This is a genomic window from Bradyrhizobium sp. NBAIM08, from assembly GCF_020193935.1.
GTDB classification, from domain to species: domain Bacteria; phylum Pseudomonadota; class Alphaproteobacteria; order Rhizobiales; family Xanthobacteraceae; genus Bradyrhizobium; species Bradyrhizobium yuanmingense.
In genome coordinates this window covers 220,382-232,715 of sequence record NZ_JADYVR010000004.1, presented here as the reverse complement: position 1 = coordinate 232,715, position 12,334 = coordinate 220,382, and the positions used below count along the sequence as shown (strand labels likewise).

Below are 12,334 nucleotides of genomic sequence, written 5' to 3'. Positions count from 1 at the left end.
ACCGCTGCTGCCTGAACGTCAACCGTCCCGCGCCCCAAATGAGGTGCGGACACGACGATCATATGACTGCGGTCCCCCTTTAGTTCATCCCGGTTGGGGATGGAAATACTCGAAAATCCTGCGCGCGCTCTCGGCGCTCACCCCCGGAACCTTGCCGAGATCGGCGATCGAGGCCCGTTCGATCTCCTTCAGGGTTCCGAAATGGTGCAGCAAGGCACGTTTGCGTGACGGGCCGATGCCCGGAATCTCCTGCAAACCAGCCTCGCGGATGTCCTTCTTGCGCAGCTTGCGGTGCGAGCCGATGACGAAGCGGTGGGCTTCGTCACGCAGGCGCTGGATGAAATAGAGTACGGGATCGCGCGGCTCCAGCTTGATCGCCTCGCGCTCCGGCATGAACAGGGTCTCGCGGCCGGCATCCCGGTCCGGTCCCTTGGCGACCGACATCAGCGACACCTGGGTCAGGCCGAGATTGGCGAAGATCTCGCGCACGGCGTTGAGCTGGCCGCGGCCGCCGTCGATGATCACGAGGTCGGGCCATTGCGGGAAATCGTCGTCCTTGGCCTTGTTGCCTTCCTTGGCGGCATCCTCGGGCGGATTGATCAGGCGCTTGAAGCGGCGCTCCAGCACTTCGCGCATCATGGCGAAGTCGTCGCCGGGCGTGATCCCTTCCGACTTGATGTTGAACTTGCGGTACTGGTTCTTCACGAAGCCATCTGGGCCCGCGACGATCATGGCGCCGACCGCGTTGGTGCCCTGGATGTGGCTGTTGTCGTAGACCTCGATGCGTTTGGGCACGTGCGGCAGGCTCAGCGTCGCGGCCATGGCCTCGAGCAGCCGGCTTTGCGTCGCGGTGTCCGCGAGCTTGCGGCCGAGCGCCTCGCGCGCATTGGTCAGCGCGTGGGCGACCAGCTCCTTCTTCTCGCCGCGCTTGGGCGCGGTGACCTCGACCTTGTGGCCAGCCTTGATCGATAGCGCGTTGGCGAGCAGCTCGCTCTCCTCGATATCGTGCGAGAGCAGGATGTTTCTCGGCGGCGGCTTGTCGTCGTAGAACTGCGCCAGGAAGGATCCCAGCACCTCCTCCGGGGTAAAGCTCTTCTCCGCGCGCGGAAAGTAGGCGCGGTTGCCCCAGTTCTGTCCGGTGCGGAAGAAGAACACCTCGACGCAGGAGAAGCCGCCCTCCTGGTGGATGGCGAACACGTCGGCTTCCTCCACCGTGCGCGGATTGATGCCCTGCTGCGACTGGATCGCCGACAGCGCGGCGAGGCGGTCGCGGTACAGTGCGGCGCGCTCGAATTCGAGCTCGTTCGAGGCCTTCTCCATCTCGCCGGCGAGCTCCTGCTTCACCGCATGGCTCTTGCCGGAGAGGAAGTCGCTGGCCTCGCGCACCAGCGTCGAATAGCCGCCGAAATCGATCTCCCGGGTGCAGGGTCCGGCGCAGCGGCGGATCTGGTGGAGCAGGCAGGGCCGGGTGCGGCTCTCGAAGAAGGAATCGGTGCAGGAGCGGATCAAGAACGCGCGCTGCAGCGCCGTGATGGTGCGGTTGACCGCGCCGGCGGAGGCAAACGGGCCGAAATAGCGCCCGGGCCGGGTCTGCGCACCGCGATGTTTCAGGATCTGCGGCGCCCAATGGTCGCCGGTGATCAGGATGTAGGGGAACGACTTGTCGTCGCGAAGCTGCACGTTGAAGCGCGGCCGCAGCTGCTTGATCAGGTTGGCTTCCAGCAGCAGCGCCTCGGTCTCGGTCGTGGTCGAGACGATCTCCACCGTGACGGTGGCCGCGATCATGCGCAGGATGCGGGCCGGCAGCGGCGCACTCTGGCGCGCATAACTGGACAGGCGCTTTTTGACGTTCTTGGCCTTGCCGACATAGAGCACGTCGGCGTTCGCATTGAGCATACGATAGACGCCAGGCGAGGTCGGTGCGAGGCGGACCGCGCGCTCGATCGCCTCGTGACCGGTCGCGAGCGGGCCTTCGCCGACGGCGCCGCTCTCTTCCAGGATGTCCGGCAGCAGGGCATCGTCCTCGTCATCGCCCCCTGCCGCCGCGGGATCTACGTCCGGCCCGGCCAGCCGCTCGGGCGGCGTGTCGCTCGCAGCCGGCGGCGCCTTGCGCGCGCGGTCGTCCGGATTGTCGGGGGAATCGTGAACCATGGGACGAATTTAGGCGCTGGGGGGACTGATTTGAAGTTCCGGCCATGCGGCACGCACAGAGGATGGCGGGCAGCTCCCGGTAACGCTTCCTTAAGTCTGTTAAGCAGGCGGTAACCCGGCTTAACAGCCCTTTAACTTAAAACTCTCGATAAATCCTACGCGAAAAGCTCTTGGTTCCGTAACCATGCGATTTTGCTCGCGCGGCGGCGCGGGCATCGCTCGGGTTGCGACAGTGGCGTTGGAGTGAGTGATGAAGAGGCTCGTTGTGGGCGCAGCCGCGTTGGTTGCAGCCGGCTGGACAGCTTCGGCAGAGGCCGCCGATCTCAGTTACGGGCAGCGTGCGCCCTATACCGTCAATCAGCCGCTCAATGCCTATAGCTGGGCGGGTCCCTATCTCGGCGGCAATATCGGCTATGAATGGGGCTCGGTCGACAACAACCCCACCAAGCCGTCCGGCTTCGTCGGCGGTGTGCAGGCCGGCTACAATTTCCAGAACGGCCCGTGGGTGTTCGGCGTCGAGGGCGACATCCAGGCCGCCGGCGCCGACGACACGTTCGCGCCGTGGAAGTTCTCCAATCCGTGGTTCGGCACCCTGCGCGGCCGCGCCGGCTATGCGTTCAACAACGTGCTGTTCTACGGCACCGCCGGTCTCGCCTTCGGCGAGCTGCGCGCGCAGACCTTCGGCTGGTCGGAGTCGCACACCACCGCGGGCTGGACCATCGGCGCCGGTGCGGAAGTCGGCCTCGCGCCGAACTGGAGCGCCAAGCTCGAATATCTCTACATCGATCTGTCGACCAGCCAGTTCGCAATCACGGGCGTGTCAAACGGCTATAGCGCCAACGTTGTCCGCGCAGGCGTGAACTATCGCTTCTGACATCCAAAGAAGAAAATACCGGACCAGCCTCCCGGCCGCTCGCGGCCGGGATTTTTTTTCGCCAGGCTTGCTAGGAGAGGATCACCAGATTGACCGCCTTCGGTCCCTTCCCCTTCTTGTCCGGTTCGACTTCGAAAGTAATACGCTGTCCTTCGGCAAGGTCCTTCAGTCCCGCCCGCTCCACAGCAGTGATGTGAACGAAGACATCGCGACCGCCGTCGTCAGGCTTGATGAAGCCGTAGCCGCGCTCGCCGTTGAAGAACTTGACCGTTCCCGTCATGGCCATCGGGAAACTCCCCCTCATTGCTCCTCCGTCGCGACGCAGACTCACGTCGCGACATGACCGGGCCTTACGGAGCCCGGGAGCTGGCCATCCTTGGACGGACCTGATCGGTCCGGCGGGATCTTTCTTAGGGCCTTCACTCCGCCGCAACCATTCGCGGAAGCGGAACGTAAAGCCAGTCACGGAAATAGCATAATACGGTTCTTTGCAGATTGACTACCGGTCCTGCATATTTTTCCCAAGAATGCCGGAGTGTTACGGCTTGGCGTCAATGCTTGGCGCTAAGGCTTGGGCACCTCCAGCCGGAATCTGGCAGCACCGCCCTGGCCGAGCGGTATTTCCAGCTCCGGCAGAATGGTCTTGAGCTCGCCGTGCAGCGTGTAGGGCGGGTTGACGATCAAGAGACCGGTGGAGGTGAGGGCGGCGCTGTCGGCTTGCGGCGCGACGCTGAATTCGAGGCGCAGGCATTTTCCAGGCGGTTTTGCTGCAGCTGCGAGCCGCGCCACGGTTTGCGCCAGCGTGTCGGTGGCGCGCCGGTTCTTGGCGGGATACCAGATTACGTAGATACCGGTCGGCCATTTCGCGAACGCTGCCGAGAAGGCTTCGCCGAGCCGCTCGAACTCGTCCTTGGCCTCGAACGGCGGATCGATCAGCACGAGGCCACGCCGCTCCTTCGGCGGCACGAAGGCCGGCAGCGCCACCCAGCCGTCGAGGTCGACCACGCGGGCCTGCTCGTCGCGGCGCAGCGCATCGATCAGCGCTTTCCGTGCCTTCGGCTCGAGCTCGCAGGCGACGAGCCGGTCCTGCGGCCTGAGCAGGCCGCGCGCGATCAACGGCGAGCCCGGATAGACCTTGAGCTCCACCTTCGGATTGAAGGCGCGGACGATGTCGAGATAAGGCTTCGTCAGCGCCGCGCTCTCGTTCGACAGGCGCGCCTGCAGCAGCCGCGCGATGCCGGTCAGCCATTCGCCGCCGCGGCGCGCCTCGTCGCTGTCGAGATCGTAGAGGCCGGCGCCGGCATGGGTGTCGATGACGCGGAACGCTGCCGGCTTGTCCTGCAGATAAGTGAGGATGCGCGCCAGCACGATGTGCTTGATGACATCGGCGAAGCTGCCGGCGTGGAAGGCGTGGCGGTAGTTCATGGCGGAGAGTTACGACATCGCGCGCCGAAAGTAACTGCTGTCATTCCGGGGCGGTGCGCAGCACCGAACCCGGAATCCATTGCGCCGCGGGCTATGCTGGTCGATGGATTCCGGGTTCGCGCTTTGCGCGTCCCGGAATGACGATCTGAGACGTCGGCCTCAACCGCCCCTGATCGGCGGCATCGTCACCTGGTCGCGGCGGCAGGCGCGGCGCTCGATCTCGTCGCAGGCGCGAAATTGCAGGTCCTTGCTGAGGCAGATGCGGACCTCGGACAGCCGTGTCCGGTTGCAGGTGACCGAGACGGCGGCATTGCTGAGACCCGGATTGGCCTTGATGAAGGCCTCCTCGACCTCCGCCGGCGCGACGGTCTTGGCCTGCGCCAGATCGAGATATTCGGGCGGGATCTTGATCGCAGCGCGCGCCTTGCGGATCATCTCGAAATAGCCGCGGCCCTCCAGCCCGGAGCAGGTGCCGTGCTTGTCCCATTCGTTGAAGATCAGGCCCGGCGCCGGCATCAAATCGAGCATCGAGGAGACGATGTTGCGGTTCAGCCGCGGCGCCGGGCGCTGGCAATACTCCGGAAAACCGTTCTCGTATTGCGGCCACAGCCCATGTACCACGAAGGCGTAGGGCCGTCCGCCGCATTGCATCTGGGACCGGCCGCCGCGTTCGGCTGCTTCCTCGCAGAACGAGGGCGACCACGACAGCGCCAGCACATAGAAATCGAACTCGCCCGGGGCGTTCTGCCGCTTGTCCTGTGCCTTCGCACCGCCGGCGAGGCTAGCCAACCCCGCAGCAAGAGTGAGCGAGATCATCAAACGGGACAACGAACGCAATCTGGAGTAAAACATGGCGACGCCCCTCAACTAGACTGTGCACACAGCCTAGCAGGCGATGGGAACATTTCAAGAACAAAATTGGAGCTGTCGTCGGCCGGCTGATCAGCCCAGCCAGCCGCTGCTGGAATCAGGGCTTGGCGGCGCGGCACGCCGGGTTATAGGCCCAGTTGCGATCCACCCCGACGACGCACCATTCGACGCCGTTGCCGTAGGAGGCGAAGCCGCCATCCTCGATGATCGAGAAATGCACCTTGCGCGGCTTGCCGTCATTGAGCATGGCCTCGCCGGTGCAATAGCGGCGCGGAATGTTGTCGGACTGCCAGGGCCGGAACGCGGTTTCGCGAACGGCGGAGAAGCCGGTGATCTGCAACGAAGAATTCCAGAACTTGGATTCCTTTTCGGCGAATTCGTGCACGATCCTCGGCAGAGCCCAGTCGCAAGGGGCGACGGCGCCGTCATAGCGCGGCCCGCTCAGCCAGAAATTCAGCTCCAGCGGATTGGCGGCCCTGGCCTCGCCGAGCGACACCGCTCCGAACATGAGGCCGAGCACGGCGGCGAAACGGAGCGATTTCTCGAAGGGGGCGCGCATGATCAATCCGGGCAGCTAAGGTCTTGCGAAGGCCGGACGGTGCCGCGAAGGTTGGGGCGGGTCAAGTGCAGCGCGGCAACACTTCGCCAGGACTTGACCAGGATGTCGCGGCCAACAGGGGTTCGGTTCTTTTCACGTCCGTCCCGGCACCGTAGACTGGCGCCAGCCAATTGGAGTGACGGGAATGCGAATCATTGCGGCCGCGGGCCTTCTTGCCAGCCTGATTGTCTCGGGCATGGCGAGCCAGTCGGCGCGCGCCGACATCTTTTCTCTGGTGCCGCCGTTCAAGGGCAACGACACCGGCGGCATCATCGCCTATTCGATGGCGACCCAGGTCGATGCGCGTCAGGTCGCCGTCGATCACTGCGCCCGCTACGGCAAGGTCGCGAAATTCCTGGGCGTGCAGGCCTATGAGGGCGGCTACATCTCGTTCTCCTGCCGCTGGGTGCCCTATGGCGCCGCCGACCGGCCGATCCGCACACTGTACTGAGGCGCTGTCGTAGGCGCCGCACCTCTCTCAGCCGGGAGCTTCCCTCATGACGCGCAAACTCGCTTTGCTCGGCTCGATGCTTTGCCTCGCGTTGTCGGCAGGCAGCGCCAGCGCCGACGAACTGCCGCTGCGCAAGGCCGGTCTTTGGGAGATGAAGCTGGTCACATCGGGCTCGCCCATGCCCGAGATGACCATGCAGCACTGCACCGACGAGACCGTCGACAAGGAGATGAGCAACAACGTCTCCCCGATGGCCAAGCAGATCTGCGCCAAGCAGGAGATCAAGAAGACCGCGACCGGCTATGTCAGCGATTCCGAGTGCAGCGTCGCCGGTGTCAGCACGACCTCGCATGCCGAGATCACCGGAGACTTCAACTCGGCCTACACGGTGAAGACGACCTCACACGCCAAGGGCGGCGTTGCCGGTGCGGCGGGGCGCGATAGCACGACGACGCTGCAAGCCAAGTGGCTCGGGGCCTGCAAGCCGGATCAGAAGCCCGGTGACATCGTCATGCCCGGCGGCTTCAAGATGAACACGCGCGACATGGACAAGCTGAAGGCGCTGCTGCCGAAGTAGGTGGGGTCATTTCAACGCCTGCGCCAACGGACCGTCCTTGGCAGCCAAGGCCGACCAGCCCGGCTTACTCCCGGCTTCCAATCGCGCGAAATAGACATCGCGTAGAAAGATTTTGGCGGCGAGCTGGCCGCCGGCTTCGGTCCACGTGACGGTGAATTCGTGGGTCGAACCGGGAGGGGCGAAGCGAGAGCTTTCGTTGACGAACGCCGCCGGATTGGCGAACGGTAGGTTCGCCGGGTCGTGCCACTCAGGCTCAATCGGGGTTGGGCAGCGATTGTAGAGCCACACGTCGCTACAGATTTTCCCGTTTCGATCGAGCATGTAGGCGTAGGCCACCTTGCCATCATCCTCGATGATGACTGCGCTCTCATCGAACGGCGAGACGAATTTAGCGACGAATCCGTCCGTGCCATTCATTCTCTAACCTCATTCGCCTACACCGGTATCCGCACGCTTGCCCTCAATCCTCCCATCGGGCTGTCACCGAGCGTGATGTCGCCGCCATGCGAGCGGGCGATGTCGCGGGCGATCGCGAGGCCAAGGCCGGTGCCGCCTTCATCCTGGTTGCGGGCGTTGTCCAGCCGCAGGAACGGCTTGAACACCTCTTCGCGCAAGTGGGCGGGAATGCCGGGGCCGTCATCGTCGACGGTGACGGTCAAATAACGGTGATCGCGTTGGCCGGTGATGGCGATGTTCTTGCCGTAGCGCGCTGCGTTGGTGACGAGGTTGGCGAGGCAGCGCTTGAACGAAGCCGGCTTCACCGTCACCACGGGCAGGCCGTTGAAGGCGACGGTCGCGGTATGGCCGTGACGCTCGGCATCGCTGCGCAGCTCCTCGAGCGCCTGCGCCATGTCGGTCGGCTGCGACTGCTCGCCGGAATCGCCGCGGGCGAACGCAAGGTAATCCTCCAGCATCATCGACATTTCGTCGACGTCCTTGCGCATGCCTTCGAGCTCGGGACTGTCTCCGATCAGTGCCAGCTCGAGCTTGAAGCGGGTCAGGATGGTGCGCAGATCGTGGCTGACGCCGGCGAGCATCGCGGTGCGCTGCTCCATCGTGCGCTCGATGCGCGACTTCATCTCCAGGAAGGCGACGGCCGCGCGCCGCACCTCGCGCGCGCCGCGCGGCCGGAAATTCGGGGCCTCGCGGCCCTTGCCGAAACTCTCGGCGGCATCGGCGAGGCGCAGGATCGGCTTGATCTGGTTGCGCAGGAACAGCACCGCGACGATCAACAGGATCGAGGACGTGCCGACCATCCAGAACAGGAAGATCTCCGAGTTCGAGGCATAGGCGGCGCTGCGCTGCGCGAACACGCGCATCACGGCGTCGTCGAGCTGGATGCGGATCTCGACCAGGTTGGAGCGGCCGACCGTGTCGATCCAGAACGAGCGGCCGATCTGGCGGCCGAGCTGCACCGACAGCGTCTGGTCGAGCAGCGAGAAGAACGGTTTTGGTCCCGGCGGCGGCATGTCGCCGGCAGGCAGGAAATCGACGACGAGGCCGAGCCGCTGCTGCGCGATGCGGCGGATCTCGGTGCGGTCCTTGTCCTGCGGATAGCCCTTGTAGACGTCGATCAGCGCGGCGATGTCCTGCACCACCGCGGCCGACAGGCGGCGCGTCACCGTGTTCCAGTGCCGCTCCATGAACACGAAAGCGACGACCGATTGCAGCACCACCATCGGTACGATCATGATGAGGAGCGCGCGGGCGTAGAGGCCGGTCGGCATCCAGCCCTTGAACGCGTTGCCCATCCAGCCGTTCGCGGCGGAGACGCGGCCGGCGGCGCTCTTCAGAAGCGTCAGGCCGGTATCTATCGTGCTCATCTGGCGCGCTTCACTGCGGTTCAGGGCGAGGCCACCAGGCGGTAGCCGATGCCGCGCACCGCCTGCAGGAACAGCGGATTGGCGGGATCGGTCTCGATCTTGCGCCGGAGGCGGTTGATCTGCACGTCGACGGCGCGCTCGTTGACGCTGCCATTGCCGGTCAGTGCGCTGCGCGGCACGGTCTCGCCCGGCGTCTCCGCGAGAATCCGCAGCATCTCGCGCTCGCGGTCGGTGAGGTGGATGACCTCCTCGCCCTGGCGCAATTCGCCGCGTTCGAGATGGTAGACATAGGGGCCGAAGGCGATCTTCTCGATCGTCGTGGCCTGCGGCGGCGGCGCGGCGCGCTTGAGGATGTTGTTGATGCGCAGCGCCAGCTCGCGCGGTTCGAACGGTTTTGCGACGTAATCGTCGGCGCCGATCTGCAGGCCCTCGATGCGGGCTTCCGCCTCGTGGCGCGCCGTCAGCATCACGATCGGCACCGACGACGAGGTGCGGATGAAGCGGGCGAGGTCGAAGCCGGTCTCGCCGGGCATCATGACGTCGAGGATCAGGAGATCGAAATGCAGGCCCATCAGCTTCGAGCGCGCATCACCGGCGCTCGCCGCGGTGGTGACGCGGTAGCCTTCACTTGCAAGAAAGCGCGAGAGCAGGTCGCGGATGCGGCGGTCGTCGTCGACCAGCAAGAGATGCGGGGCATCGTCGGCCGGTTGCACCGGCGGGCGCGCGAGCGTGGCAGCGAGCGGCACGGTCACTCCTTGGCGTCTTGTTTGACGGCAGCGAAGATCGTCTCCAGCACCTTGTCCGGATCGTCGCGGTCGATCATCGCGCGCAGGAAGCGCTTGACCGTCTCGGCGTCCTGCGGACCCATCTCCGCGAGCGCCCTGGTGATCCGCGTGGTCTGCAGCCCGGCGAGCTTCTGCACCAGCGCCTCGCCCTTCGGCGTCGCGTAGAGCAGGCGCTGGCGACGATCGTTGTCGCCGGTCTTCTGCACGATATAACCCTCGTCCAGGAGCTGCTTCAGCACCCGGCCGAGCGACTGTTTGGTGATGCGCAGGACGTCGAGCAGGTCGGCGACCTTGAGCCCGGGATAGCGGTAGACGAAATGCATGACCCGGTGATGGGCCCGGCCGAAGCCGAACGCCTCCAGCTCCTGGTCGGGATCGCCGACGAAATCGCGATAGGCGAAGAACAGCAGCTCGATGATATCCCAGCGCAAATTGCCTCCATCGCCTGCGGCCGGCCGGGGCGCGGCAGCGTCTTGAGAAGGAGTCGCGAAATTTATGTCAGGCATATTGACGTATCTTGGGTTCAATGTTACAAAACGATCGACCCGCACGAAATTTTAGATCGTTTCGCGCCGGGTGGCATCGGAGCAGGACGGCCGGAGAGAGCCGGACAGGCGGCGACGGCCGAAGCAGATCTACCGTGCGATTGTCGAGCGGCATTTCGGCAAAACATACTGGACTTCCGCCTTCCGCAAAAGCATGTCCTCGATGACATGCTGGCTGCGGAAACCGGCCGTAACATGGCTGGCGGCGGTCCGGCCAGAAACCAATCAAGCCAGCCGGGCCCGAACGGGCAGGCGGGCGCGAGAAACAGCGCCGCCACCGGCAGCGGGAGGCAAGGACATGAGCATGACATTCGACATCCAGCCCGCATCCAATCCGACGCCCGAGAAGGACCGCGTCGCCAAGCTGGTGGATCCCGGTTTCGGGCGGGTCTTCACCGATCACATGGCAATCGTCCGCTACAACCAGGCCAAGGGCGGCTGGTACGAGGCGAAGATCGAGGCACGCGCCAACTTCCAGCTCGATCCCGCCGGCGCGGTCCTGCACTACGCCCAGGAGATCTTCGAAGGCCTGAAGGCCTACAAGCGCGACGATGGCGGGGTGAACCTGTTCCGTCCCGACGCCAATGCGCGCCGCTTCAAGGACTCGGCCGATCGCATGGCGATGGCGCAGCTGCCCGAAGACGTCTTCATCGAGGCGGTCGAGCAGATCGTGCGCATCGACCGCGCCTGGATGCCGGGCGGCGAAGGCAGCCTTTACCTGCGGCCGTTCATGATCGCGAGCGAGACCTTCCTCGGCGTCAAGCCGTCGTCCGAATACATCTTTGCGGTGATCGCCTCGCCGGTCGGCTCCTACTTCAAGGGCGGGCCCGCGCCGGTCTCGATCTGGGTGTCGGAGAACTACACGCGCGCCGCGATCGGCGGCACCGGCGCGGTCAAATGCGGCGGCAATTATGCCGCGAGCCTGCGCGCCCAGGCCGAAGCGATCCAGCACGGCTGCGACCAGGTCGTCTTCCTTGACGCGGTCGAGCGCCGCTACATCGAGGAGCTCGGCGGCATGAACGTGTTCTTCGTGTTCGAGGACGGCTCGCTGTCGACGCCGCCGCTCGGCACGATCCTGCCCGGCATCACCCGCGACTCCATCATCACGCTCGCCCGCGACGCCGGCAAGACGGTGCGCGAAGAACCCTATACGCTCGAGCAGTGGCGCAAGGACGCGGCCTCAGGCAGGCTGAAGGAAGCCTTCGCCTGCGGCACCGCCGCGGTGATCTCGCCGATCGGCAAGGTGCGCTCGGTCAGCGGCGATTTCGACATCTCGGGCGGCGCCGCCGGCCCCGTCGCCATGGGCCTGCGCAAGCAGCTCGTCGACATCCAGTACGGCCGCACCAACGATCCCCACAACTGGATCCGCAAGGTGTTTTGATCACCCTCCCCTGGAGGGGTCCGGGACTAGCGTAGCTCGCCCGTGGGTCGATCGCGCGCAGCGCGAGCGGGGTGGGGTGATCTCTCAACACGGGCAGTGTTCGATGTGGAGAGACCCTCACCCCACCCCGTCTCTCATCTTCGCTACGCTCAGATGCGAGCCGACCACGGGCGAGCTACGCTCGTCCCGGGCCCCCTCCAGGGGAGGGTAAAAAGCGCAACGTTTGTGGCTTATTGCGCACTGAACGTGCTGCTGCCGACGTGCGACAAAGCCAGGACACAACAAGCGTCCCGGACATCGCGATCATGGCAACAAAGCTCTCCCAACCCATGAAATGGGTCGTTCTCGCCGCCATCACCGGCGTTTGCGTTTTCGGCATCCTGACCGTCGGCCCGACGCACGAGGTTGCTGCGCAAGACCGCTCGCCGATCGTCGATGTGCGCACCGGCGATCCCGAGATGAACACCGCGATCGCTCGCGCCCGCGGCTCGCTGCCGACCTTCTGGGCCTCCTATGAATCGCCCAAGCCGTCCGAGTCTGGTCACGCTTTGAAGGTGCGCTTTACGACCCGCAAGGGCGGGGAGCACATCTGGATCGGTGAGGTGAAGAAGCTGCCCGACGGGACCTTGACCGGCGTCTTCGCCAACGAGCCGCGCGATCTGCCGGGCAAGCGAGCCGGCGATAAGGTCAAGTTCGCGGAGGCCGACATCTCGGACTGGATGTTCATGCGCAACGGCAAGATCGTCGGCGGCGAGACCATCAAGCCGACGCTGAAATCGCTGCCGAAGGCCGACGCGGACGCGCTCCGGGCGCGAATGGAGCAGCCGTAGGGCAGTTGCCGCCCCGCGCCGCGG

General features: G+C 65.0%; 14 protein-coding genes. 5 read left to right on the top strand and 9 right to left on the bottom strand.

What is annotated here, in order from left to right:
* Nucleotides 1-84: 84 nt before the first annotated feature.
* Nucleotides 85-2,151, bottom strand: a complete 2,067-nt coding sequence (gene uvrC, locus I6F37_RS15735) for an excinuclease ABC subunit UvrC (RefSeq protein WP_036009290.1) — start codon at nucleotides 2,149-2,151, stop codon at nucleotides 85-87.
* A gap of 250 nt (nucleotides 2,152-2,401) precedes the next feature.
* Here uvrC and I6F37_RS15730 point away from each other — a divergent pair, with 250 nt between their 5' ends.
* Nucleotides 2,402-3,025, top strand: coding sequence for an outer membrane protein (locus tag I6F37_RS15730; protein WP_036009293.1), 624 nt, complete (start codon nucleotides 2,402-2,404; stop codon nucleotides 3,023-3,025).
* Between the two features lie 70 nt (nucleotides 3,026-3,095).
* Here the strand turns inward: I6F37_RS15730 and I6F37_RS15725 are convergent, their stop codons facing one another.
* The 4 genes from I6F37_RS15725 to I6F37_RS15710 all read right to left on the bottom strand — a co-directional run bounded on the left by I6F37_RS15725 (nucleotide 3,096) and on the right by I6F37_RS15710 (nucleotide 5,879).
* A complete protein-coding gene (locus I6F37_RS15725) occupies nucleotides 3,096-3,311 on the bottom strand; it encodes a cold-shock protein (protein WP_008544396.1) in 216 nt (71 codons plus the stop codon).
* Between the two features lie 278 nt (nucleotides 3,312-3,589).
* On the bottom strand, nucleotides 3,590-4,450 hold the full coding sequence (locus tag I6F37_RS15720) for a 23S rRNA (adenine(2030)-N(6))-methyltransferase RlmJ (protein ID WP_225151850.1): 861 nt from the start codon (nucleotides 4,448-4,450) through the stop codon (nucleotides 3,590-3,592).
* Nucleotides 4,451-4,609: 159 nt separating this feature from the next.
* Nucleotides 4,610-5,302, bottom strand: coding sequence for a ribonuclease T2 (locus tag I6F37_RS15715; RefSeq protein ID WP_036009339.1), 693 nt, complete (start codon nucleotides 5,300-5,302; stop codon nucleotides 4,610-4,612).
* Nucleotides 5,303-5,417: 115 nt separating this feature from the next.
* On the bottom strand, nucleotides 5,418-5,879 hold the full coding sequence (locus I6F37_RS15710) for a hypothetical protein (RefSeq protein WP_036009298.1): 462 nt from the start codon (nucleotides 5,877-5,879) through the stop codon (nucleotides 5,418-5,420).
* Nucleotides 5,880-6,063: 184 nt separating this feature from the next.
* Here I6F37_RS15710 and I6F37_RS15705 point away from each other — a divergent pair, with 184 nt between their 5' ends.
* Nucleotides 6,064-6,369, top strand: a complete 306-nt coding sequence (locus I6F37_RS15705) for a hypothetical protein (RefSeq protein ID WP_036009301.1) — start codon at nucleotides 6,064-6,066, stop codon at nucleotides 6,367-6,369.
* Nucleotides 6,370-6,415: 46 nt separating this feature from the next.
* On the top strand, nucleotides 6,416-6,946 hold the full coding sequence (locus I6F37_RS15700) for a DUF3617 family protein (RefSeq protein WP_036009304.1): 531 nt from the start codon (nucleotides 6,416-6,418) through the stop codon (nucleotides 6,944-6,946).
* Nucleotides 6,947-6,952: 6 nt separating this feature from the next.
* Here the strand turns inward: I6F37_RS15700 and I6F37_RS15695 are convergent, their stop codons facing one another.
* From I6F37_RS15695 to I6F37_RS15680, 4 genes are read right to left on the bottom strand one after another with little or no spacing between them, the layout of a single operon-like run.
* Nucleotides 6,953-7,363 (bottom strand): hypothetical protein, encoded by a 411-nt coding sequence (locus I6F37_RS15695; RefSeq protein WP_036009309.1) that lies wholly within the window; start codon nucleotides 7,361-7,363, stop codon nucleotides 6,953-6,955.
* Between the two features lie 17 nt (nucleotides 7,364-7,380).
* Nucleotides 7,381-8,769, bottom strand: a complete 1,389-nt coding sequence (locus tag I6F37_RS15690; RefSeq protein ID WP_036009312.1) for an ATP-binding protein — start codon at nucleotides 8,767-8,769, stop codon at nucleotides 7,381-7,383.
* 20 nt (nucleotides 8,770-8,789) lie between these two features.
* On the bottom strand, nucleotides 8,790-9,521 hold the full coding sequence (locus tag I6F37_RS15685; RefSeq protein WP_036009315.1) for a response regulator: 732 nt from the start codon (nucleotides 9,519-9,521) through the stop codon (nucleotides 8,790-8,792).
* Nucleotides 9,518-10,060, bottom strand: coding sequence for a MarR family winged helix-turn-helix transcriptional regulator (locus tag I6F37_RS15680; RefSeq protein ID WP_050991840.1), 543 nt, complete (start codon nucleotides 10,058-10,060; stop codon nucleotides 9,518-9,520). Before I6F37_RS15680 ends, I6F37_RS15685 begins: the two co-directional genes overlap by 4 nt.
* A gap of 337 nt (nucleotides 10,061-10,397) precedes the next feature.
* On the opposite strand from I6F37_RS15680, the gene I6F37_RS15675 reads away from it, so the two are divergent.
* A complete protein-coding gene (locus I6F37_RS15675; RefSeq protein ID WP_036009351.1) occupies nucleotides 10,398-11,480 on the top strand; it encodes a branched-chain amino acid aminotransferase in 1,083 nt (360 codons plus the stop codon).
* Nucleotides 11,481-11,785: 305 nt separating this feature from the next.
* On the top strand, nucleotides 11,786-12,310 hold the full coding sequence (locus I6F37_RS15670; protein WP_036009354.1) for a YegJ family protein: 525 nt from the start codon (nucleotides 11,786-11,788) through the stop codon (nucleotides 12,308-12,310).
* Nucleotides 12,311-12,334 lie beyond the last annotated feature (24 nt).